Origin of the sequence: Gilliamella sp. wkB108, assembly GCF_001690195.1 — a bacterium.
Classification (GTDB): Bacteria; Pseudomonadota; Gammaproteobacteria; order Enterobacterales; family Orbaceae; genus Gilliamella; species Gilliamella apicola_L.
This window is the reverse complement of record NZ_LZGM01000007.1, coordinates 57,164-80,434: the sequence shown is the minus strand read 5'-3', so window position 1 is coordinate 80,434 and position 23,271 is coordinate 57,164. Positions and strand designations below refer to the sequence as shown.

The 23,271-nt window shown below is 35.1% G+C and carries 22 protein-coding genes; 5 read left to right on the top strand and 17 right to left on the bottom strand.

Annotated features, from left to right (window positions below; genetic code table 11):
- The 7 genes from A9G11_RS00495 to ilvG all read right to left on the bottom strand — a co-directional run.
- On the bottom strand, positions 1-718 hold a 718-nt coding region (locus A9G11_RS00495), incomplete at its 3' end, for an IS30 family transposase (RefSeq protein WP_065617582.1).
- Positions 719-1,456: 738 nt separating this feature from the next.
- Positions 1,457-2,014: a DNA N-6-adenine-methyltransferase gene (locus tag A9G11_RS00490; protein ID WP_065617581.1), complete on the bottom strand. Its 558-nt coding sequence runs from the start codon at positions 2,012-2,014 to the stop codon at positions 1,457-1,459.
- Positions 2,015-2,561: 547 nt separating this feature from the next.
- Positions 2,562-4,106, bottom strand: a complete 1,545-nt coding sequence (ilvA, locus tag A9G11_RS00485; RefSeq protein WP_065617580.1) for a threonine ammonia-lyase, biosynthetic — start codon at positions 4,104-4,106, stop codon at positions 2,562-2,564.
- Positions 4,106-5,956 (bottom strand): dihydroxy-acid dehydratase, encoded by a 1,851-nt coding sequence (gene ilvD, locus A9G11_RS00480; RefSeq protein ID WP_065617579.1) that lies wholly within the window; start codon positions 5,954-5,956, stop codon positions 4,106-4,108. The genes ilvA and ilvD overlap by 1 nt, the downstream gene beginning before the upstream one ends.
- Positions 5,957-6,079: 123 nt before the next feature.
- Positions 6,080-7,009, bottom strand: a complete 930-nt coding sequence (locus A9G11_RS00475) for a branched-chain amino acid transaminase (RefSeq protein ID WP_065617578.1) — start codon at positions 7,007-7,009, stop codon at positions 6,080-6,082.
- A 170-nt stretch (positions 7,010-7,179) separates the two neighbouring features.
- Positions 7,180-7,413, bottom strand: coding sequence for an acetolactate synthase 2 small subunit (gene ilvM, locus A9G11_RS00470; protein WP_065617577.1), 234 nt, complete (start codon positions 7,411-7,413; stop codon positions 7,180-7,182).
- 3 nt (positions 7,414-7,416) lie between these two features.
- On the bottom strand, positions 7,417-9,093 hold the full coding sequence (gene ilvG, locus A9G11_RS00465) for an acetolactate synthase 2 catalytic subunit (RefSeq protein WP_065617576.1): 1,677 nt from the start codon (positions 9,091-9,093) through the stop codon (positions 7,417-7,419).
- A 412-nt stretch (positions 9,094-9,505) separates the two neighbouring features.
- On the opposite strand from ilvG, the gene A9G11_RS00460 reads away from it, so the two are divergent.
- From A9G11_RS00460 to A9G11_RS00450, 4 genes are all read left to right on the top strand, one after another.
- Positions 9,506-10,030: a hypothetical protein gene (locus A9G11_RS00460; RefSeq protein ID WP_141674308.1), complete on the top strand. Its 525-nt coding sequence runs from the start codon at positions 9,506-9,508 to the stop codon at positions 10,028-10,030.
- Positions 10,031-10,289: 259 nt separating this feature from the next.
- Positions 10,290-10,448: a hypothetical protein gene (locus tag A9G11_RS14555; RefSeq protein ID WP_218055995.1), complete on the top strand. Its 159-nt coding sequence runs from the start codon at positions 10,290-10,292 to the stop codon at positions 10,446-10,448.
- 128 nt (positions 10,449-10,576) lie between these two features.
- Complete coding sequence (locus tag A9G11_RS00455) at positions 10,577-11,464, top strand: SDR family oxidoreductase (protein ID WP_065617574.1); 888 nt, start codon at positions 10,577-10,579, stop codon at positions 11,462-11,464.
- A gap of 141 nt (positions 11,465-11,605) precedes the next feature.
- Entirely contained in the window at positions 11,606-12,145 is a 540-nt protein-coding gene (locus A9G11_RS00450) for a hypothetical protein (protein WP_065617573.1), read from the top strand.
- A 32-nt stretch (positions 12,146-12,177) separates the two neighbouring features.
- On the opposite strand, the gene A9G11_RS00445 is transcribed toward A9G11_RS00450, so the two are convergent.
- The 6 genes from A9G11_RS00445 to A9G11_RS00420 form a co-directional block, all read right to left on the bottom strand.
- Positions 12,178-13,419 (bottom strand): MFS transporter, encoded by a 1,242-nt coding sequence (locus tag A9G11_RS00445; protein ID WP_065617572.1) that lies wholly within the window; start codon positions 13,417-13,419, stop codon positions 12,178-12,180.
- Between the two features lie 360 nt (positions 13,420-13,779).
- On the bottom strand, positions 13,780-14,892 hold the full coding sequence (locus A9G11_RS00440) for a ribosomal protein uL16 3-hydroxylase (protein WP_065617571.1): 1,113 nt from the start codon (positions 14,890-14,892) through the stop codon (positions 13,780-13,782).
- Positions 14,885-15,667, bottom strand: coding sequence for a YchF/TatD family DNA exonuclease (locus tag A9G11_RS00435; RefSeq protein WP_065617570.1), 783 nt, complete (start codon positions 15,665-15,667; stop codon positions 14,885-14,887). Before A9G11_RS00435 ends, A9G11_RS00440 begins: the two co-directional genes overlap by 8 nt.
- A 12-nt stretch (positions 15,668-15,679) precedes the next feature.
- Positions 15,680-16,858, bottom strand: a complete 1,179-nt coding sequence (gene lapB / locus A9G11_RS00430; protein WP_065617569.1) for a lipopolysaccharide assembly protein LapB — start codon at positions 16,856-16,858, stop codon at positions 15,680-15,682.
- A 12-nt stretch (positions 16,859-16,870) separates the two neighbouring features.
- Positions 16,871-17,176 (bottom strand): LapA family protein, encoded by a 306-nt coding sequence (locus tag A9G11_RS00425; protein WP_065617568.1) that lies wholly within the window; start codon positions 17,174-17,176, stop codon positions 16,871-16,873.
- 84 nt (positions 17,177-17,260) lie between these two features.
- Positions 17,261-17,983: a phosphatase PAP2 family protein gene (locus A9G11_RS00420; RefSeq protein ID WP_065617567.1), complete on the bottom strand. Its 723-nt coding sequence runs from the start codon at positions 17,981-17,983 to the stop codon at positions 17,261-17,263.
- A gap of 101 nt (positions 17,984-18,084) precedes the next feature.
- Between A9G11_RS00420 and ribA the strand changes: the two genes are divergently transcribed.
- Entirely contained in the window at positions 18,085-18,690 is a 606-nt protein-coding gene (ribA, locus tag A9G11_RS00415) for a GTP cyclohydrolase II (RefSeq protein WP_065617566.1), read from the top strand.
- Between the two features lie 220 nt (positions 18,691-18,910).
- Here ribA and A9G11_RS00410 read toward each other — a convergent pair whose 3' ends face one another.
- From A9G11_RS00410 to zipA, 4 genes are all read right to left on the bottom strand, one after another.
- The gene (locus A9G11_RS00410; protein WP_065617565.1) at positions 18,911-19,099 is read right to left on the bottom strand and encodes a 2-hydroxymuconate tautomerase; all 189 of its coding nucleotides are present in this window, start codon (positions 19,097-19,099) and stop codon (positions 18,911-18,913) included.
- A gap of 9 nt (positions 19,100-19,108) precedes the next feature.
- The gene (gene luxS / locus A9G11_RS00405; protein ID WP_065617564.1) at positions 19,109-19,624 is read right to left on the bottom strand and encodes an S-ribosylhomocysteine lyase; all 516 of its coding nucleotides are present in this window, start codon (positions 19,622-19,624) and stop codon (positions 19,109-19,111) included.
- A 70-nt stretch (positions 19,625-19,694) separates the two neighbouring features.
- Positions 19,695-21,725: an NAD-dependent DNA ligase LigA gene (gene ligA / locus A9G11_RS00400; RefSeq protein WP_442902957.1), complete on the bottom strand. Its 2,031-nt coding sequence runs from the start codon at positions 21,723-21,725 to the stop codon at positions 19,695-19,697.
- A gap of 253 nt (positions 21,726-21,978) precedes the next feature.
- Positions 21,979-22,902 (bottom strand): cell division protein ZipA, encoded by a 924-nt coding sequence (gene zipA / locus A9G11_RS00395; RefSeq protein WP_176701214.1) that lies wholly within the window; start codon positions 22,900-22,902, stop codon positions 21,979-21,981.
- Positions 22,903-23,271: the final 369 nt, after the last annotated feature.

Sequence of the window (23,271 nt, the reverse complement as noted above, 5' to 3'; positions counted from 1 at the left end):
TTGCTATCGCTTTATGCTCCGCAAATTCCAGACCATTATCAGAGGTTATCGTCTTAACTCTATGTTTTATATTTGTTAATAAACTAATTATTGCCTTCTTTACCTCTTCTGCTGTTTTTCGCTCAACTTTTTTTATTAAGGCTAATCCTGTTTTACGTTCAACTATTGTGACTAATGCCTGCTTTCGATTACCACCTATAATCGTATCTACTTCAAAATCCCCTATGCGACCTCTTTTTTCCACTATATTGGGTCGGGTATCAATTCTTAACCCGTCCACTATTCGTCCTCGATTTTGATAACGACTTAATCGTTTATTTCTCCTGTGACCTCTTTTTTGTCGAAGATTCACATAAAGATTGCCTCCTTGCTGCTTATCTTTATAAATATATTGATAAATATGTTCATGACTCACACCTGTGAAATAACTGATTTGTTCCGGACTCCATTGCTCTTCAAGCTTATAGGTAATATAACCCCAGGTCGTTTCACTTATCCGTATTGCTCGTCTACCATTGTTTTTTCGTCTGCTCACCGCAAATTTATGCGCCTTACTATGGTAGTAATAACCGCGAGGGTCTTTATTACGCTTCAGCTCTCGATAAATGGTTGATACATGCCTTCCTAGTATTTTAGCGATAACTTTTTTCTTCAAACCTATACGCTTTAGACAAGAAATCTGGTATCTTTCTTTACGGGTAAGTTGTTTATATTTCATGATGTAATCTCAACTTTGGTCGGTGACAGATTAATCATTATAAATGACTTACCTTTTTTATTGTCACCTTTATTTTAGTTAAGATTCGCACTTAGTACTTGAATTCAAGTCGTTTAAATAAGATTAAACGGTATAGACTCCTGAATTATTTTTACATCATGAATGCACACAATCAGAAAAATAAAAACATCGCAGCGAGATGAAAGTGATAAAGCACAGGTATTAATAGTAGTAAAAATGCGGTTGAGAATAACTGGATGGCTCAAGCTGTAATGATTACTTGGCGAGTGATTCGACCGAAGGTAATAGGTCAACAGGTTACAATTACAGCAGTAGATGTTCTTGTTAAAAATGAGGTAAAACGGAGGTAGCAAATGAATTTTTAACCAGTCTAATGCTTGAAAAAAGGAAATTAATTCACCTTGCATTAGTTGATCCGATAGGAGATAGTAACATCGAAAATGCAGTACAAAAACTTGTGAAAGTTACTAAAATTTACTCTTTAAGAAAAAGAGTAGTAATAAAAATACAGATAATGCGTTAATAGGTTCAACAAGCAGTACTGTTAACAGGAATAGGCGGAGTTAAAATCAAAAAAATAATGGTGATTAGCAGGTTTATTATGGCAATCATATTTCCATTTATTAATGCCAAGTAATAGATTTATGTTTCACTTGGCGAGATTAAGCTTTGACTGTGGTTATTTAGGTGTTCGATTATTTTTTTGTGTCCTTATCATTAATTGTCAGCTAATTTAATTTTACCATTTGACCCTCTTTTATAATTAATAATAATGTTTCCACACTTAAAAGGTACAACCAAAATTAAGCATGTTTCGAAGTTACAACATTTTTTGGACGGTTTGCTTCCGTCTGGTAATAGATAATTATAACGTCCATCCGGTACATAGATAATACAATCTTTATCATGTACATTTTGATGCCATTGTTTCGTTGTGGGGGTATATGGTAAGACTATTAAAATTTGTTTACTCCATTTTTTTGATTGTTCTACCGCTTTTTCGAAAAATTCCCATTTTTTTGAAAAAGGTGGATTACAAAAGGAGGTTGATCCATTTTGGCAGTCTAGAAACCATAATTCACTGGTTAGTGCATTCGCTTGTTCATCGATATATGCTGATGCAAATTTAATTTTTTCATTTCCACTTGCACAGCAAACATCAGTATCGAAACCTTTGATGTTGAGTAATCTTAGTGCATCATTAATTAATTCTGGCGGTGTTCGCCAGTAATCTTTTTGTGTTTTTTCAGTATTTGTTTGATTTGTTATAGCCATTTTTCTTTCAATAAAAAAAGGCGCTTATGCGCCTGTGTATTGTTAATCAACAAACAAGGTTCTATGAACATTGTTTATACTCGTTGGTTATGTCAGTTTGTGTTAGTTATCCATTGTTTACTACCATTTTTACCACAGTCCAGCCTCTTTACAATTATATTTCGTCATTAAATTCAATCCAAGCAAATGTAATGTGTACATCTTCTTTTTGCATATTTTTTGATAAAAATCAGTTAAATTGCTGATTTTTTGATTTCGCATTACCGATAACCTGTTAAATTCTGCACTGTATTAGAAGGTATTTAAATCAGTTAATGGAGTTGGTTAATTCTATGTTGAGATGTGTTTTTATTTTGTTTGTTTAGTAGAATTTGTATGACTGAATTTTACGCTCGAATGATTACAATTGTCAGAGGATTTGATTAATTATTGTAACGGTTAAATCATCTAATCAATCATGGTTGAATGACTTTTATCACTATTTAATATTAGCGAAATTTAAAAAATGACTATTCTCTGTTTTTATAGAGAATAGCCATGATAGTGGTTAAGGTTGATTAGTCAAAAATAGTTGTAATGATGGGTTTTGTGTTTCGTTATGGAAACCATAACCAAGTGCCATTAAGTGTTTATTAAATTCATCATTATTATTATCAGCAATTTCAAATGCAGCAAGTACGCGACCATAATCTGTACCATGACTACGATAATGGAACATAGATATATTCCAATTCGTGCCTAATGTTTGTAAGAATTTGAGTAAAGCACCTTGCGACTCAGGGAATTCAAAACTATAAACCTGCTCTTGAATCACCTTACACGGTTTGCCGCCGATCATGTAACGGACATGGAGTTTAGCCATTTCATCGTCAGTTAAATCAACTACTTGATAGCCTGCTGCGGTTAATTCTTGCATGATCTCTTCTTTTTCGTTGCTTTTGGAGATTTTGACACCTACAAAAATACATGCCGAATGGTCATCGTGATAACGGTAATTAAATTCAGTGACAGAACGACCACCAAGCAGTTGACAGAAACTCAAAAAACTACCTTTCTTTTCAGGAATGGTTACTGCCAATAATACTTCACGTTTTTCACCTAATTCACAGCGTTCTGAAACGTAACGTAAACTATGGAAGTTTAAATTAGCACCAGATAAAATATGTGCTAAATTTTCACCTCTAATATTATGTTTTTCAACATATTTTTTAAGTCCGGCTAATGCTACCGCACCTGAAGGCTCGGCAATGGCTCTTACATCATCAAACAGATCTTTAACTGCTGCGCAGATTTCGTCACTATCGACAGTAACAATGTCGTCGATATATTGTTGGCAAAGTCTAAATGTTTCATCTCCAATACGTTTAACAGCTACACCTTCAGCAAATAAACCAACCCGATCTAAATCAACAGGTTTACCCTCATCCAATGCTGCTTTTAAACATGCGGCATCTTCTGGCTCAACAGCGATGACTTTAATTGAAGGCATTATTTGTTTGATTAAAACGGCAATACCCGCAGCAAGACCTCCACCACCAACGGGGACAAAAATGCGGTCGAGTTTAGCATTTTGCTGCAATAGCTCCATAGCTATACTACCTTGTCCTGCAATGACGAGTGGGTGATCAAAAGGCGGAATAAAAATACGGTTCTGCTCGTTAACTAATTCCAATGCTTTTGCTTTTGCTTCGTCAAAATTGGCGCCATAAAGTAGTACTTCACCACCAAAACTTTTTACTGCTTCAACTTTAATATCAGCAGTGGTTAATGGCATGACAATTAGAGAACTAATTCCTAACTTGGTAGCAGAAAAAGCTACACCTTGAGCATGATTACCTGCTGATGCAGCAATTACCCCTTGTTTACGTTCTTCTTCACTCAGGCTTGCGATCATTGCTTGTGCGCCACGAATTTTGAAACTATGCACCTGTTGTCTATCCTCACGTTTCACAAAAATTTGATTGTGTAATCTTGAGGAGATTTTTTCCATTTTTTCCAGTGGTGTGACTTGAGCAACGTCATAAACAGCAGAACATAGTGTCGCTTTTAAATAATCTGCACCTGTCAGTTTTTTATCTACCTGTTTCATCATTAACCACCTAATTTGCTTTTGTCACGTACTGCACCTTTATCGGCACTGGTTGCTAAGCTGGCGTAGGCTTTGAGTGCAAATGAGACATAACGATCGCGATTGTGTGGTGTAAATGCTTTATCACCACGTTCAAGTTCAGCAACACGCCGACGCTCAAGTTCCGAAGTGGGTACATCTAAAACTAATTTACGGTTCGGAATATCAATATCAATAATGTCGCCATTACGAACAAGGCCAATTAGTCCTCCATTAGCGGCTTCAGGTGAAATATGTCCAATGGATAAACCGGAAGATCCTCCAGAGAATCGACCATCAGTAATAAGCGCACATTTTTTACCTAATCCCATTGATTTTAAATAACTGGTCGGGTAGAGCATTTCTTGCATACCTGGCCCACCTTTTGGGCCTTCATAAATAATGACAACAACATCACCTTCAACTACTTTACCACCTAAGATACCATCAACAGCATCTTCTTGACTTTCAAATACTTTAGCTGGTCCGCGAAAAACGAGATTTTCGGCTGCCACTCCAGCGGTTTTAACGATTGCGCCGTCTAAAGCGACGTTACCATATAGTGTAGCAAGTCCACCATCTTGGCTGTAGGCATGGGCTTTATCTCGAATACATCCTTTTTCGCGATCATCATCGAGTGAATCCCAATAACAGTCTTGAGAAAATGCTTTAGTGGTACGAATACCTGCCGGACCACTTCGGAACATTTTTTTCACTGTTTCATCGGTAGTTTGAGTAATGTCATATTGCGCAAATGTTTCTTGCAATGATAGACCAAGGACGTTATGAACATTACGGTTAAGCAAACCAGCCTTATCCAGTTCAGACATGATGGCTACAACACCTCCAGCACGGTGTACATCTTCCATATGGTAAATAGCTGTACTTGGCGCGACTTTACATAAATGAGGAACTTTACGTGATAATTTATCAATATCCGACATAGTAAAATCAATTTCACCTTCTTGAGCCGTGGCCAGTAAATGTAAGACGGTATTGGTTGATCCACCCATAGCAATATCTAATGACATGGCATTTTCATAAGCAGCTTTAGTGGCTATTGAACGAGGAAGATAAGAGACATCATCATGTTCATAATAACGTTTAGTTATTTCGACTATACATTTGGCTGCATTCAGAAATAATTGTTCGCGTTGTTTATGGGTGGCAATCAAAGATCCATTACCGGGTAGTGAGAGTCCTAATGCTTCAGTTAAGCAGTTCATTGAGTTGGCAGTGAACATGCCAGAACACGAACCACATGTAGGGCAGGCTGATTCTTCAATAGCTCGACTATCGTCATCACTAACATTAGGATTAGCACTTTGGATCATGGCATCAACAAGATCTAATTTAATAATCTGGTCAGAAAGCTTGGTTTTTCCTGCTTCCATTGGTCCACCTGAAACAAAAATAGTTGGGATATTAAGTCGCAAGGATGCCATTAACATTCCAGGGGTGATTTTGTCGCAGTTTGAGATACAGATCATTGCATCAGCACAATGTGCATTTACCATGTATTCAACAGAATCGGCAATCAATTCTCTTGATGGCAGAGAGTAAAGCATTCCGCCATGTCCCATAGCAATACCATCATCAACAGCGATAGTATTAAATTCTTTGGCAATCCCACCTGATTGTTCAATTTGCTTGGCAACAAGTTGTCCAATGTCTTTGAGGTGAACATGACCTGGTACAAATTGCGTAAATGAGTTAACCACTGCGATAATAGGTTTACCAAAGTCTTCATTTTTTACACCCGTTGCACGCCATAAAGCACGGGCTCCCGCCATATTCCTTCCTTCGATTGAGGTGGCTGAACGATATTTAGGCATTTCTTGCTCCCAATTTTTCTTATGCAAGCGACCGATTTTTATCGGTACGTAATTCGTTATAGACAATCATCTTTATATATAAAATATCCGCCGAATGAGTTGGCGGATTTGAACTATTTCTATTTAGTTAACTGGATCTAACCAACCATATTTATCTTCGGTTTTACCATTAAATAGACCAAAGAATGTTTGTTGGATTTGTTTGGTAATTGGACCACAACGACCAATGCCGATTTCAATACGATCTACGCTGCGAACAGGGGTAATTTCAGCCGCAGTACCAGTCATGAAGACTTCATCTGCTAAATAAAGTGATTCACGGGATAATGTTTGTTCACGAATTTCAATACCTAAATCACGTGCTAGTGTTAATACTGCATCACGAGTAATACCTGGAAGTGCTGATGAGGATAGAACAGGAGTAAATAAGATACCATCTTTAATGATAAATACATTTTCACCAGCCCCTTCTGAAAGGTGACCATGCACATCTAATGCCAAACCTTCTTGGAAGCCATTAGCGCGTGCTTCTGAGCCGATCAATAATGAGGATAGGTAATTACCACCAGCTTTAGCTGCCGCAGGAATGGTATTAGAGGCTACACGATTCCATGATGAAACCATAGCATTAATGCCTTGATCCAACGCATCTTCACCTAAGTATGCACCCCAAGGGAAAGCCGCAATCATTACATCAGTTTTATAGCCATCAGGCGGATTGACTCCCATGCCAACATCACCAATAAATACTAATGGGCGGATATAAGCACTATCTAATTTATTTTTTCTGATTGTTTGTCGAGTCGCTTCCATAATTTCTTCAAGAGAATAGGGAACAGGAAAACGATAAATTTTGGCTGAATTTAATAATCTTTGGGCGTGTTCTTTATGACGAAAGATTGCTGGACCTTTATGTGTATTATAACAACGAACTCCTTCAAAAACAGATGTACCATAATGTAACGCATGAGACATTACATGTACTTTAGCATCTGCCCATGGAACCATTTCACCATTAAACCAAATATAATCAGATTTTGCTGTAGAACCCATTTTGTTTTCCTCTTAAATTTTACTTTTTGTTAAGTATAAGTCTTACTCTATGTTTCTTATCAATTAACACCTGAGCATTATACTATACTTCCTATTTTGTTTAACTGCTAAAAAATAAACGCTTGTTGCTATAACTATTTGTTATATCGACCTTTATTGGTAATAAAAAGTTATAGTTCAACCGAAATAATATCAACTAATTTAAGTAGTTGATTTTGTAAAGCTGAGATCGAACGATCAGTTGTTAACTCTAAGGTTAGTGTTAAAATCTGCTCAGCATCTAATTGCATTTGTAGACTCTCAATATGTCCTCCTCGATGACGAATGACCCGTAAAATACGTTCCAGAGTGCCTAATTTATCGTAAGCCTTCATCGTAAGTTTATGCTTAGCTATTTCGTTCATCGCTTACTCCTTAATACTTTTGTCTAACATATTTTCATTGGCCGCACCAGGTGGGACTAATGGCCATACATTTTCTAATTCATCAATACAGACATGTAATAAGTAAGCACCTGATGAACTGAACATATGATCTAACGCCGGCTCTATTTCTGATTTTTTACTGATTTTTTCACCAGGAATATTAAAGGCTTTTGCTAATGTCAGAAAGTCAGGATTATCAGACAAGTTAGTTTCACTATATCTTTCGTTAAAAAACAACTCTTGCCACTGTCTTACCATTCCTAAGCGTTGATTATCAATTAATACAATTTTAATGGGTAATTTTTTGCGTTTTATCGTAGTAAGTTCTTGAACATTCATCATAAAAGAACCGTCACCCGACACACAAATTACACAATCATTTGGTCGGGCTAGTTGCGCGCCAATAGCTGCGGGTAAACCAAAACCCATGGTACCAAGCCCACTTGAAGTAATAAAATTTTGTGGATGAGTAAAACGCATATGTTGTGCTGTCCACATCTGATGTTGTCCTACATCGGTAGTGATAATGGTTGTCGGAGTTTTCCGTTCAGAAATCGTTTTTAGTAGAGCAGGTGCGTAAATGGCTTGTCCTGGATGATCATAACGTGTTGGATATTGTTCTTTTAAGCGATTAATTTTTTTGTGCCATTCATCTATTGATACGGTTTGATGTAGTTGGGGTAGAATTTGTTTTATATCACCTTGTAAGCCTAAATGAGTTTGTTTTAATTTATTGATTTCGGCCTGATCAATATCCACATGAATCACTTTTGCATTACGGGCAAACTCATTAAGTTTACCTGTTACTCTATCGTCAAATCGAACCCCTAAAGCAATTAATAAATCGCACTCTTGAACGGCTAAATTAGCTACTTTAGATCCGTGCATACCAATTAAACCTAAATAATAGGGATTTTCTAGATCAACTGTACCTAATCCTTTAAGTGTCGAGACACTGGGTATTTGAGTTAAAGCCATAAACTCTTGCAACTCTGGCATTGCACCTGATAAACCAACACCACCGCCAATATAAAGTACAGGTTTTTGCGCTTTGGCAATCATGTTTTTGGCAAGTTTTATCTCATCTTGAGAGATAGCAGGTAATTCAATTTTATCAGTATCATTAGGTTGTGGCGGGAAGGTTAAATATTGTTGGTAATTAAGGTCAGCTAGTTGAATATCTTTCGGAACGTCAATCAATATTGGACCGGGTCTTCCCGAATTGGCCAGACTAAACGCCTCCTCTAAAATATTAGGTAACTTTTTGGCATCATTAATTAAATAACTGTGTTTTGTGCAAGCTAATGATAAACCTAACACATCCACTTCCTGAAAAGCATCGGTTCCAATTAAACTGTTAGGTACTTGTCCTGTTATGGCTATTACCGGAACAGAATCAATTAAAGCATCGGCAAGTCCAGTTATAATATTAGTTGCGCCTGGACCAGAGGTAGCAATACAAACCCCTATTTTGCCGGTAGCTCGTGCATATCCGATAGCTGCCATAGCCGCACCTTGTTCGTGACGGCATAAAACATGTTCAATACCACCATCGTAAAGTGCATCATATAGAGGCATAATTTGTCCACCGGGATACCCAAAAACGGTGGTAATACCTTTTTCTTTTAAGGTTTTAACTATCCACTGTGTTCCTAACATTCATTCCTCACTTGTTTTTCTTATCTTTAATTAATCATAAAAAAAACCCCACTTTTAAGAGCGGGGTTTTTTTTGATTTTATGTGTAAACATATTTTAACTCAAAAAACGCCCCCGCGTTGGAATAATGACCACGCTGACAATAATGTTAATGAGGACGATATTGAGTAAAAAATTCATAATGTTGTAGATTAACTTTTTTGTAATTTTAAAATTGATTTTTACCAAAATACTCGTTTTTCAAAAAAGTGCAACAGTTTTTTTATCGCTTTTTAATAATCTTATGTTGAAGATATGAAAAAAGTGATTAATTATTTATTTTTTTGATATAAAATAGCATCAGTTTTGCATTAGGTTTTTATTGTTATTCCATCCTAAAAATAATCAATAAAGATTAAACGAAACTATACTAGATGCAACAAATTGCAAGTTTTATAAGATGTATTGATGATAACCGTATCAGAATCGATAACAATGAGGAAATAATGATGAAATTTTTAAAAATATTGGCTCTTTTTTTTATGAGCTTTATTTTAGTAAACTGTGATAATTCAAAATCTGATTCAACTAATACTGATAGTAGTAAAACATCCCAGTCATCCCAAAACTATGATGCTTCTCAAGCAGTAGTTATTGCAGAAGCTAAAAAACAATTACCAATCAAAGTAGATCAAATAACTACATTAGTAGATATCTTTGCAAAAGATAACTTTATTAATTATAAATATCAGATTACAGAAACACCAAAAGATGCGTTATTAGTACCTGAAAGTCAGCAAATTATATTAGATAACATACGTCAAACATATTGTAGTGATCTTCCTGAAATAAAATCATTAAGGGCTTTCTTCCCGAATGGTGCGAATTATCACTATTATATCGATGATGAAAAGATTTTTTCACTTCAATTAACACCAGCATCTTGTCAAGCAAAATAATATTAGGTAATAAGAATTGTTTGCTTAAGATTTAATAAATTATTTACTTTAATAGTTTATTATAATCTTCAAATATATAGTAGTCATAGGGCTGTAATGCCCTATAACTTATTGTTTAGTTTAACTTGTCTCATCTTCTATTTAATTAAACCAATAGCCATATCGATTTCCTGACAAATTACAAAACAGCATAATTAATCAGTTTGTTATAACTAGCTTAGGATCAATTTATTTGATACACTAAAGCAGGTGCAAGATTATGCAACACCAAAGGCTATGGCAATATGTATCAGCGACCTCGCCAAGCCAATCAAGGAAAGCCACCTTTATTAGCAACTTAATCTCTTTTTTCAATTCTATCTATTCATGGAAAGATTACATAAAAATTGGTGATCTTAACCGGGTAATAGATATTTAATTATCTCAATTAATTAAATATCTTAATGTAATAAAATGAAGTGATTAATGGGGTTTTATTTTAGTGATTGATTTTATTTAATTTATATTAACTTTACATTCCATTCGTCTCTAACTTAGGAGAAAATAATGAGTAAACAAATATGCAATCCGCTTTCAAAATATTATCACGATAAATTTCCAAAACAAAAACAAGCAGCTCCGGGATTACAATGTGAAATGTCACCTGTTCCTGATTGTGGCGAAAAAAGCTATAAAGGTCATCAACGTTTAGAAGGTCGAAAAATGTTAGTTACCGGTGGAGATTCCGGTATTGGTCGAGCTGCTGCGATTGCCTATGCAAAAGAAGGGGCTGATGTGGCGGTAAATTACCTTCCACATGAGCAAAAAGATGCGGAAGAGGTAGCAAAAGTCATTGAAGCTGCTGGCCGTAAAGCGGTATTAATTCCGGGTGATTTAAGTGATGAAGCTTTTTGTAAAAAATTAGTTGAAGAAGCACATCATAAACTTGGTGGATTAGATAATTTAACGTTAGTTGCTGGCAAGCAAACAGCCGTTGAAGATATTATGGAACTTACCACCGAGCAGCTTAAAAAAACATTTGAGATCAATGTATTTTCACTCTTTTGGGTAACCAAAGCGGCGCTAAGTTATTTAAAACCAGGTTCAACCATTATTACAACTTCATCTGTTCAAGCTTTCCAACCAAGTGGTAATCTCTTAGATTATGCCTCTACTAAATCAGCAATCATTGCTTTTACCCGTGGTTTAGCCAAACAATTAGGCCATAAAGGTATTCGTGTCAACTGTGTTGCACCGGGACCTGTATGGACACCATTACAAATTTGTGGTGGCCAACCTAGTGATGTTATACCAGAGTTTGGTAAACAAACACCATTAGAACGAGCAGGTCAACCTGTTGAACTTGCAGGCGTCTATGTTCATTTAGCTTCAGAAGAATCAAGTTATACAACGGCTGAAACATATGGCGTGACAGGTGGTTTGCATACAAATTAATGAATCATTTCCATTGTAGAAGAGCGGTTTCATGCTCTTCTATTGCTGTAATTTTGGCGCTAAATTTAATTTAAAAAATCACTCTATTATAAAATAGATAATAGTATCAATATTCAATACCTGTTTAATAAGGGCAAAATAATGAAAATTTTTAATCTAATAACATTGGCAGTAATGGGACTTATGTTAGTTAATTGTGATAATTCGAAATCGACTGTAAATGACATTAAGCAAAAAGTTGAACAAACAAGTTCCGATGTTAATGACAAAATAAAGAGTTTATATGACCAAACAAAATCAGAAAGCGAAGCTGCATTGAGTAAGTTTAAAGAGGGTAATTACAGTCTAGCTCAAGATGAAGTGATTAAAGTTTTTAAACAAAATTTACCGGTAGTGTTTGATGAGAATACAACGTTGGTTGATTTATCAAAAGGTAATAACATCATCGATTATAAATATGCAATAAAAGGAATAACTAAGGACGTTTTGCAAAATGAAGATAATCAAAAAGCTAGATTGAATAATTTGCTTACCATTTATTGTGGAAACGGTACAAGTATGGCCGCGTTAAGGCTTATATTTCCAGATGGAGCCAGCCATAATTACTATATCAATGATGAAAAAGTCTTGACTCTTGATATGAAACCAAGTGATTGTAAGGAAAATTCAGCTAATAAATAACAGGGCGTCAGCCCTGTTTTTTTGTATGCTGATTACTCTAATGATTTACCTTTAGTTTCCGGTATTAAAAATACAAAAGCTAAGGCTGATACTAAATAAGTAGCAGAAAGTAAAGCTAAAGCATAACTAATCGAATAAACTGTTGCTAAATAAGCAATAAGAACTTGTGAAACACCAGCAATACCACGACCAACATTAAAAATAATATTTTCCGCGCTAGATCGTGCATCAGTAGGATAGTGTTCAGCAAGTAATGCGCCATACCCACCCATCATGCCATTGACAAAAAAACCAATGGCAGAGCCAAAAATAATTAAAACAAGCATATTAGTTTGGTGGAAATAGAACCAAATGGATACCGCGGAAACAAGTAAAAATACAATATATGAAGGACGACGCCCGAATTTGTCACATAACCAACCAAAAATTAGAATTCCAAGCGACATACCGATAGTGGTTGAAATTGTCCAGTTCATGGTATTTTTAAAAGGTAATTTAAGCTCAGTTGCAATCATGTTGGGCATCCAAACCATAAGTCCATAAAAGCCAAAATTCTGTACAGCACAAGCGATAGTTAGCCCAATGGTGGTAGCGGTTGTTCTTGGATTTTTGAAGAGTTTTCCAATCGCAACTTTGTTTTTATTTTGGTCTTTGATATTTTGCCAAATTTCAGGCTCTTTTAAACCTTTGCGCGTCCAAGCTACAAATAGGGCAGGTAATACACCCATAGCAAAAGCCCAACGCCAGCCATGAATTTCACCAACAAAGTTAACCGTTAATGCGGCTAAAATAATACCCACTTGGAAACCTAAAGCGACAATAGCTGTAGCTCTTGAACGTTTATTTTTAGGCCAACTTTCCGACACTAAAGTCATGCCAATCCCAAATTCACCACCTAAACCCAGGCCACTTAAAAAACGAAAAATTAAAAAACTTTCATAATTAGGTGAGATAGCACATAGACCAGTAAAAAGAGAGAAGATTAAAATAGTCCATGAAAAGACTCTTACTCGACCATATTTATCCGCTAATATTCCAAAAAAGATGCCGCCCAATACCGCACCTAATAAAGTGACAGAGGTTAGAGTACCTAGATCTGTTTTAGTGAGATTAAAGGTAATGGCAATTAGGTTAAAACAGACACCTAAAATCATCATATCCATGCCATCTAATGCATAACCGACTGTCGATGCAAAAAGCGTTTTCTTTTGATAAGGGGTTGTGTGTTCGCTTTCACTTTCAGCTTGCTTGACCAAGTCTGCTTCAGTTTTCATGTTTACCTCTAGTTGTTGAAGATAGATAGTTGCTTAAAATAAGTCTTTTGCAGATGTTTAATTTATCATTAAGCAGGTGGGGGATTAAAAGCGGTGGAAAGTATATACTTAATTGCTTTAAAATCCAAATGAAAAGCTCGCCAGCAAATAGGTTTTTTATGATTAGATATTCCATTTATTGTTAAAGTGAAATGTTTGTAATTAATCTATCTGTAATTTAAGTGACAATTTAGGTGATTATATTAAGGTGAGAATTATCCCGGTGCTAGGAGCAGGAAGTAATAATGGAAGATTAACCAGTCATTTTTTTATAATAATCAGAATTTTCCGCCGAGAGTGAAATCGGCGGAAATATAAGCATTATTCTTCAGTAAAGTACCAGTAGCCTTTATTGACCAAATTGAGCATAACTTCGAGAGTAATATCATCTTGTAACTGTTCGTAGTAAAGAACTTCACTCTCACATAGTACATCGATAATTGCCATAGGGAGATCTATCTTCTCACCATGAATATAACCGATATCACCAATTTTAAGGATGCGGATACTTGGTACGCGATATAATGCCACACCTGATTGTAATAGTGATTCAAATTCGTCATATTCATAAGGTGGTTCAACAGGGATGATATTCAGTTCATGCATAGGTAAGGTAATATATTTACCAAACCAGTCATTAAAGAGTGCTGGTGTTTTAATTAATTCGATCATTTGATCTTGTAATTTGGCCAATTCATAAGGTTGAATTCGATAAGGATCAGTAGGTAATTTTAGATTAGGATCTTGGTAAAATATGCCATTAGGCAAGTTGTCAATGACATAATCGGCAAAACCGCTTAAAAGATCTTGCGATGTTTGTGTTCTAAATCCAACTGAATAACTCAATGATTCTCCAATTGATACGCCATTATGTGGGAATCCAATTGGGATATACAAAATATCACCCGCGGTTAACTCTTCATCAATAATAGGTTGGTAATCTTCAACATGTAATAATGCTTTATGCGCACTAAATTGTTTATAATTTGGATTACGATCTCCAACTTTCCAGTGTCGGCATCCCATACCTTGGATAATAAATACATCATAATTATCAATGTGAGGGCCTACACCTGCACCTTGTGTCGCGTATGAAATCATCAAATCTTCAAATTGCCATTGTGGAATGCATTTAAATGGTTCAACCAAGGTTGCTGCAGGTTCGTGCCAATGATCAACGGCTTGGACTAATAAACTCCAATGATCTTCACCTAAATTATTAAAATCAATGAAAGGACCAAATTTTGCATCCCATATGCCATTTTTGTTTGTCACAATGCGACTTTCGATCTCTTCTTCCATGGCTAGACCAGCTAGCTCATCAGGGGTAATTGGATCGATAAAATTAGCAAAAGCATCACGTAAAATAACCGGCTTTTTTTGCCAATAGTTGGTTAGAAAATTATCCCAGTCGATAGTTAACTTATTATTCATTTAACACCCCTTTATAATTGAATAATTGACAAAAATTTTTAGTGGTTTGGTTTGCAATTAGCTCTAAAGAAACTCCTTTTAAGGCAGATAGATATTGAGCAACTTGCCGGACATAAGCAGGTTGATTTTCCTTACCTCGATATGGCACTGGTGCGAGATAAGGTGAATCGGTTTCAACTAAGATGCGATCCAGTGGTACATATTTAGCCACTTCACGTAAGCTTTCAGCATTTTTAAAAGTAATAATACCTGAAAAAGAGATATAAAATCCTAAATCTAATAATTGCTTGGCTGTTTCTATATCTTCAGTAAAACAGTGTAAAACACCTGATTTAACCTGTTCTTCTTTCAATATTGTTAATGTGTCTTGTCGGGCATTACGGGTGTGAACTATGACCGGTTTATTTAATTTTCGTCCTAAACGAATATGTTCCCGAAAGATGAATTGCTGTAATTCAATATTATCTTGTTGGTAATAGTAATCCAGACCAGTTTCACCAAGCGCAACAACATTTTCTTCTTGTGCTAAGGTTTCAAATCGCTCAGCATTATAATCTTCATCATCGAGATTAAGAGGATGAATACCGCACGAGTATGAACATTGATTTTGATATGGTGTAAGCATCTGTTTCATTGATTGATAGCCAGAAAGGGTAGTGGCTACACTTAAACAATGTTTAACATCATTGTTAATAGCTTCTTGCATTACATCATTAATGGATTTGTTATTATAATCTAAACTATCTAAATGACAGTGAGAATCGATTAAAAACATAAAAAACTCTTTTTATTCATCTGAATGTTGTTCAAAATCACGGACAGGTTTGATAGTTGACCAAGAACGGCAAGCAGGGCATAACCAGTAAATGGAATTAACCGTGAAACCACATTTTTTACAACGATAGTTAGGAACCGCTTTTATTTGTTCCCCCACCATGTTGCGTAATAATAATAAACTCTCTTTGGCTCGACCTTCTTCAGCATCGGCAACATGATAATCCATTAATCGATAAAATCCTTTTAAATTTGGATGTTTAAGTAACTCTCGATACATGTAATATTGTGCTGCATCTAAACCTTTTTGCTTTTCTATAATATCGGCAAGCATGAGTTCAGCGGTATTGCCAGTGTCTTGCTCAACACATAATAGTAGGAATTGTTGGAATTCATCTTCTTTTTGTAATTTTATATAGCACTCTTTTAATAATGGTAGCGCTTCACCAATAAAGGCTTTATCTTGCTCTAAAATTTGTTTAAAAGAGGCGATAGCTTGTTCAGTTTTATCTTGCACCATAAGAACTCGCCCAAGCATTAAAGAGGTACGGGCGCATTTGGCATCAGTATTGGCTGATTTTTGTAACAAACTATAAGCTTTTTCGAGGTCATCATTGGCAATTGCCAGTGATGCTAGTTCGCAATAAAATTGAGCAATATCAGTTTTATATTTGGTATTTCCAAGTTTAACCAGTTTAATTGCTGTATTAATTGCATTGATCCATTCGCTAGTGGATTGATATATGATGATAAGTTGTTGTAATGCTGATTGTTGAAAATCCTCTTCATCAATCAGCTGTAAAAACATATCTTCTGCCCGGTCATAAAAACCTGCAACCATATAATCGCGCCCAAGTTGCTGAATGGCTAAAAGACGTTGCTCAAAGGTTAACGATGAACTTTCCATTAATGCTTGATGAATGCGAATAGCTCTATCTACTTCACCTCGTGATCGGAATAAATTACCCAATGTTAAGTGAGCTTCAAGTGTGCCTTCATCTTCTTTTACCATATCTAAGAAGAGATCAACCGCTTTATCCTTTTGATTGGATAAAAGGAAGTTTAGGCCATCTACATATTCGCGTGATAGTCGATTTGATTCATTGGAATATTTTTGTTTTGCATTCCTGTCTCCCATATACCAACCATATGCAGCGGCAATTGGTAGTAACAGAAATAACAGCTCAAACATAATAGTCTATTCTTAATTGGTTTGGGTTAAATTTGTTTTTTGCTGTGAAGCCATATCTTCATCATATTTTTTCTGTAATTTATTCAGTTTTCGTTTAGTTACCGCATGTTTTAATTTACTTTTCACAAAAAAGTAACCGGTTAGTAACCAACCAACAATGAATCCAGAACCAAATAAAATTGCCAGTAAAACAGAGAGTCGAAGTTCAGTTTTAGCAATTAAATAATTGAATGTGACAACTTGATCATTAGCCGAACCTACAGCAATAGATAGGGCAAAAATGATGATGATCAATATAACCAATATAACAAATTTCATAAAGTTGACCTTTTTACATTGTTTTTTTACTCAAACGTCTATTTAACCTGAAACTTTTTGACAAATTTAAGTACAATAAAAACATTATGTTGCTACTATATGCCATTTTTTTGCATAAAAATAGCAGATTAATGTAATACACCAAGCAATACAAGTACCTAAAACTAAATCACTTGGACGATGCATTCCTAGCGTTAATCGACTGATTTCAATGAGTAAAGCCCATAAAATAATTGCACTTACCACCAAGTAATGGCGTTTAAATCCAAATATTGCTATAGCCAGAAAAGCCCAAGTTGTCACAAATAGTGTATGTCCAGAAGGAAATGAATAACCGGTTTCCTCCTCCCAATGTGAATACAACCAATTAGGTATTGTGGTGGAATTATTCGTAAATAATTCATGTATAACTTGTTTTCTTTCTGATTTTGGTAGCGAATAAAACTGTTTATCATTGATTTTATATTCATTGGCTAGCCATACAACATAGGGTCTAGGTTCTGCAAACTTATATTTAATAATACTTTTTATTACTTGACCAGCTAAAATTGCACTGACTAATATAATCCACAAAAAAAACATCTTTTTTTTGGTTTTTACTGGCATTAATATACAAAATAACATAAAGAAAAGTATTGATGAAATTATTGCCCAAGGATAACTAGCTGTTTCGGTGATCCAATAAAAATATTTTGAAGTACTATTTAATGAGCCAGGATGCCAAGCCCAATCCATAGCAATAATTGCTAGTGGTACAACCAAAAAAATTACCAGTGTGGCTATTGTTTTTTTTATAATTAGCCCCATTTATTAACCCAACTTACGCACAAAGTGTGATTATTTTAACATAGATAATCGATTGTATTTAACTTTTCTTATCTATGTTTTTGTCAAAAGTGGAGATAATAATGCAATTAAGACGTGTTACACAAGCGAAACTCCCTACCCCATGGGGGAGCTTCACTATTGTCGGCTTTGAGGAAATTGCAACAGGTAAAGATCATGCTGCGCTTGTATTAGGTGATATAACACAATCAACCCCTATTCTTACGCGGATCCATTCAGAGTGTTTAACGGGAGATGCACTTTTTAGTTTACGCTGTGATTGTGGATTTCAGTTAGAAAGCGCATTAAAGCAAATTGGTAAAGAAGGTAGAGGAATTTTGATTTATCACCGACAAGAAGGTCGTAATATCGGTTTAATTAACAAAATTAAAGCCTATGCATTGCAAGATCAAGGGCTTGATACAGTTGAAGCTAACGAACAATTGGGTTTTGCTGCTGATGAACGTAATTTTTTACTTTGTGCTGATATGTTGACATTACTTGGTGTTAAACAAATCCGTTTGCTAACTAATAATCCAGAAAAAGTAAAAGTACTGGAAAATTCTGGTATAAAAATAACGGAACGAATTCCTTTAGAGGTCGGTGAGAATCCTTATAATGAACACTATTTAGAAACCAAAGTCGCTAAAATGGGGCATTTACTTCATCTACATCATAATGGACATTAATTTTTGTGAATAACAAATTCGTGTTTGTATCTGAATTTTGCCACCGCATTGTGATTTACTTTTTTAAGTAAGTGATTACCGAATAAAATAACCCCAAATTGCTATATTAGCTTTTTGGGGTTTGTTATTATGCGAAACGGTAACGCTTTTTTTACTAAAATATCATAAAGTTAAAGCGAAGATTAAGCGAATTAATTTTGTCTCTTAATGAGTACTTTAATTAATCTTTATCACTTCGCAAAACACCACCATTGGCAATCTGATCTTTCGTGATTTCGTGCATAATAATTTGTACGGCTTCACGTTTACAATTAAGTGTTTCAACAATTGCATCAGTTACTCGTTTGGCCATTTCCCTTTTTTGCTCTACACTGCGACCTTCCAGAAAGTCAATAACAACATTTGGCATACTATTTCCTTATTGATTAATTTGGGCTAATTGCGCATCTGTCAATGCAATATCCTGATTATGACAGATACCAATACCTGATTGAATAATTTTTTCGGCAATTGCTTTTGCTTCATCTAATGAATGCATTTTATAACTACCGCATTGATACTCATTTAATTCTGGGATCTCTTTTTGTGATTTTACATTTAATACATCATGCATTGATTTTAACCAAGCCGCTATCACCTGAGATTCATTCGGTTTGCCAATTAAACTCATATAAAATCCAGTCCGGCATCCCATGGGTGAAATATCAATGATTTCAACGTTATCGCTATTTAAATGATCTCTCATAAACCCAGCAAATAAATGCTCTAAAGTGTGAATACCTTTTTCAGGTAACTGCGCTTTATTAGGAATGGTAAAGCGAAGATCAAAAACAGTAATGTTATCACCTTTAGGTGTTTTCATCGTTTTAGCAACGCGGACAAAAGGCGCTTTCATTTTGGTGTGATCAACTTTAAAACTATCTAATAATGGCATAACTCTCTCCTTAGTTTTGTTGCGAGTTATTTTTAAATAATAACTTAACAAATTTAACTATAGTGTACATTTATTCAGCCAAAAGGCGTAACATTTCTTGTTCGTCAATAACTTTAATATTAAGTTCTTGCGCTTTATCTAATTTTGAGCCTGCGGATTCCCCAGCAATAACAAGGTCAGTATTTTTCGATACACTACCAGTCACTTTTGCTCCTAATTGCTTCAATTTATTTTTGGCTTCATCACGAGTTAAAACCGATAATGTTCCGGTCAAAACGACTGTTTTACCAGAAAATGGCGAATCGGTTGTCGTCGGTTTTGCTTGTAAATCGATATCTTGCCAATGAATACCAATTTCGTCGCTGGTCAACTGTTCTATCACATTGCGATTATGTGGCTCTTGAAAAAAGTCAATGATGCTTTCAGCTATGACAACGCCTATATCATTGACGGTTTGTAATTGTTCTAAGGTCGCATTTTCAATTGCTGGTAAATTGCCTAGTTGGTTAACCAGATTTTCGGCAGTCACTTCGCCAACATTCGGAATACCCAAGGCAAAAATAAAACGACTTAAGGTTGTATTTTTAGAATTATCAAGAGCCTTAATTAAGTTATTGGCAGATTTTTCACCAATTTTATCTAATGAGCATAGGGTAGGGACATTTAGTTTATAAAGATCAGCAGGTGTTTTAACATAATCTTTATCAACTAATTGTTCAATGATCCGATCGCCCATACCATCTACATTCATTGCTCGACGAGACACAAAGTGTTTTAAAGCTTCTTTACGTTGTGCCGGGCAAATTAATCCACCAGCACAGCGAGATATGGCTTGACCTTCATCTCTGACGATTAACGATCCACATATTGGACAGTGAGTTGGGAAGATGATCTCTTTAGTATCAGCTGGGCGACGATCTAATAGTACTGCAACAATTTTGGGAATAACATCACCAGCACGGCGAATGGTGACATAATCACCCTCACGAACCCCTAAACGCGCTATTTCGTCACTATTATGCAAAGTGGCATTACTGACTATAACACCGGCTACTGATACAGGCTCAAGTCTTGCTACCGGTGTAATTGCACCCGTTCTTCCTACTTGAAAATCTACTTTGTTCAGTTGGGTTACTTGTTCTTGCGCTGGAAATTTAAAAGCAGTAGCCCAACGAGGTGCGCGAGCAACAAAACCTAACTCTTGTTGTTGCTCAATTTGATTCACTTTTATTACCACTCCGTCGATATCAAAATCGAGGGACATTCGTTCTTCACCAATTTGCTTAAAATAATCCAGTGCATCTTGCGCACCTTTACGTATTTGTACTTTATTGCTAACAGGTAATCCCCAAGCTTTAAATTGCATTAAACGAGCATAATGAGTATCAGGTAGCATAGCACCTTCCACTATCCCTACACCATAACAGAAAAAGGTCAGGGGTCTTTTGGATGTGATTTTAGGATCTAATTGTCGCAAAGAGCCAGCCGCAGCATTTCTTGGATTAGCAAAGATTTTTTCATTGCGTTTTTCTGCATCAGCATTGAGTTTTTCAAACCCTTTATGTGTCATAAATACTTCGCCACGAACCTCTAAACGAGTAGGGATATTTTCGCCTTGTAATACTAAAGGAATAACTTTAATGGTTCTAACATTTGCTGTAATATCCTCACCCGTCGTACCGTCTCCACGTGTTGCCGCTCGTACAAACTGACCATTTTCATAGAGCAAACTGACCGCTAATCCATCAAGTTTTAGTTCACAACAATATTCGACATGCTCATTCTCACTTAAATGTAATCGGTCTTTGACCCGTTTGTTAAAGGCAAAAAAGCTCGTTTCATCAAATACATTATCCAAAGATAACATCGGCATTTCATGTCTAATTGATGCAAATTGTGATAAAGGTGTTCCTCCAACACGCTGTGTTGGTGAATCAGGTGTAATAAGATCGGGATGCTCAGATTCTAATGTTTGTAATTGTTTAATTAACTTATCATATTCTGCATCTGGGATTTGTGGTTCATCTAATACATAGTAGAGGTATTCATGATGTCGAATAAGGTTACGTAAAGATGTCAGTTGTTCGGTTATTTGCTCAATTGATTCTAACTGATTGGTTGAGTTTTCGGTTTTATTATTTGATTGTGACATGATTAAGGACTCTTATATTTAAATATAGATGATTTGATAAAACGGCTTCTTAGTTTTGGTTTTAGCTAATAATTTCATTTGACTATACGCTATGTATAATAACTAGTGAAGCAATAGATGATACGTTAGATCTAAACTCTGTCATTACCACCAACTTTAATCATTGGTGGTAAATTGTGCAAATAGATTTGAAATATATTGATTACATCTCGTTACATACTGTTTTAATGCGATTTTTATAACTATCAATTTTTTGTGGTGTTAACATATGATGTTCATCATCCAATACTACTCCGTTGACATCATCAGCAATTCGTTGGGCAGTTTGGAGCATTAATTTGAAATTTTGCTGATTATTCCCTTCAGTTGGTGCCACCATAAAAATAGATACGCCAGGCGTAGTAAATTCATGCATAGTTTCGGGATCGAGATAACCAGGATTAACCATATTGGCTAAACTAAATAACACCGGACCATTACCGGCAGGATCAACATGACGATGAAAAATTCGCATATCACCAAATTGAAATCCAGATTGCATAATGCTAGCTAATAAAACATCACCTTGTAACAATTTACCATTTAAACCTGTTACATTTAACACGATGATCTCAGTTTTAGTTTTTTCATCTAATTTTAATGATTGATGCTTATTATGTTTAACTTCAGGTTCGGATTTCTGATTGTGCGTTTTTTCTAAAATTTCAGCCGATTTATTTGTTTCAATCTGTTCTTCTATATCTAATTGCCCATTATCTTTATTATCATGATGAACAGTTATAATAGGCTCTTTATCAACTTCTGGTTCGACATCTTGAATACTGCTAGTAAATAAATCATCTTGCAATGGTCTATTTTCTTGTTCAGGTTCTTGAAGTCGATTTTCGGTACTATGATTGTCTTTTTTATCTTTATCTTTCGGATTGATTAAAATGACTTCGTCTTCAACAAAATCATTGACATAGTCGTCTTCAAAATGTTTAGTATTTTGGGTGGTAATTTTTCCTTTTTTATCCGAATTAAAGAGAGCAGAACGTTCCTTCTTATTGATCCAAAATCCATGAATCAATAATGCAACAATGACCAAGGACGCAACAACAATCAGAACAATACGTAAATTATCCATAATAACCATCTCAGAATTAAATTAAATATAGACTCAAATCATTCAAAAATATTATTGAACAAAAATGATTACGGAGTACAAATATATAAAATATTTACTATTTTTTAGTTAATTTAATCAAAATTAATTGACACAATCAACTTACAAGCTTTTAAGTATACCACTTTATTCAAGATACTTTTAACACTATAAATAAAATAAACGTATATTACTTTAATTTCCATAAATAATCATAATTATCAATATAATTTTTTCAAAAAGATAGCTGAGTTATTGAATTTTTAGAACTCTGTGCTATTAACATGTAAAGATACTTACAATCTATGCATAATTTTTGTAAAATCTTCGGTTACGTTTAAATAAGAATAA